The sequence below is a fragment of the Aminobacter sp. P4_H6_2 genome (assembly GCF_056400805.1).
Genome location: NZ_JBFUKO010000973.1, coordinates 1 through 1,340, shown reverse-complemented (window position 1 = coordinate 1,340; position 1,340 = coordinate 1). Strand labels below are relative to the sequence as shown.

The window sequence follows — 1,340 nt, the reverse complement described above, 5'->3', positions numbered from 1 at the left end:
CCTCTGGAGCGATTTGCTGCCCGAGTTCATGTCGCCACGCGCAAAGCTGGTTATGGACGAGGCGCGGGATTTCGCAATGAAAGACGGGCTTTGCGTCCCTATTCACATCCCGTATCACGGACCGGTGGCGGTGAGTGCTGCCGGGGAGCGCATAGAATTGTCGCCATCCGAGCGGCCCCTTGTTGAAATCCTATGCTTGAAAGCTTTTCAGACAATTTGTCAGCTTGAAGGACGACTTGAACCCGAACGCGGCCCGACCTTGGGGCAACGAGAAGCCGAGGTTCTCCAGTGGAATGCCCAGGGCAAGACCGCTGTAGAAACAGCGATCATACTGAATGTGTCAACATTCACGGTTCAAGCCCATCTCCGCCATGTCCGTGAAAAGCTCGGCGCAAACAACGTCTCGCTAGCAGTGTCAAAAGCAATGGCTATGGGAGAAATACAGGCAGGAACTGACAAGATTTGGCGATAGCGACAGACGCACGGCCAGGAGGTTGCCATGAGGCCTTGCGCCGCAACTGTCCGGAAGGCCGCCCAATGGGTAGCTGAGAACCGCCCGACCATTCGAAGCTTGTGTTGTCCGTGAATGCTGAAAACGAACCGGCTGCGGCACTCTACCGTAGGTGTGGCTTTAGTCTGGCTGGGGCGACGTTTGGTCCCGAAAGGAGTATGGTGGGAGAGGTCTCGACCAGACTCGCCTAAGCGAGATTTTGTTCGGCCTCAGCACCACGCGAGTTGCTGGCAAACAATCGCTCCAAGGCAATGACCGCTTTGCGCCGGTGGGTTCAACCGGTCATCGCAACACCTTCCGTAGCCTATCGGCCGGCGTTTCGAAGTCCAGGGTTTTTCGGGGGCGCTGATTGAGACGCAGAGCGATGGCGTCGAGCTGGTCCTGCGAGACTTGGGAGAAGTTGGTTGCCCTGGGGAAGTACTGCCTGAGCAGGCCGTTGGTGTTTTCGTTGCTGCCGCGTTGCCAGGGACTGCGCGGATCGCAGAAGTAGACCTGTAGGTCGGTTGCAACGGTAAAGCTCCTGTGAAGAGCCATCTCCTTGCCCTGGTCCCAAGTCAACGAGCGTCGTAACTCTTCGGGCAATGTGCCCATCTTTTGGGCGAGAGCCGCCACGACGGTGGCCGAGTCCCTTCTGGTCAACTTCACAAGCATCGTGAACCGGCTGTGTCGCTCGACGAGGGTGGCGATGTTGGTGTCGTTCGCACCGGCGAGCAGATCACCCTCCCAATGGCCTGGTATGGCACGATCCTCCGCCTCGGCGGGGCGCTCGCGGATGGAGACCATATCGAGGATTTGTCCTTGCCCCGTTTGGCTCTGTGCGCCCTTGGCG

2 protein-coding genes are annotated in these 1,340 nt (G+C 58.6%); one reads left to right on the top strand and one right to left on the bottom strand.

The features are described from left to right. A partial coding sequence (locus AC1DUU_RS32190) for a LuxR C-terminal-related transcriptional regulator (protein WP_476787345.1) occupies positions 1-472 on the top strand: 472 nt, incomplete at its 5' end. A gap of 321 nt (positions 473-793) precedes the next feature. On the opposite strand, the gene AC1DUU_RS32185 is transcribed toward AC1DUU_RS32190, so the two are convergent. Then, positions 794-1,340: IS30 family transposase (locus AC1DUU_RS32185; protein ID WP_476787344.1), on the bottom strand; the 547-nt coding region annotated here is incomplete at its 5' end.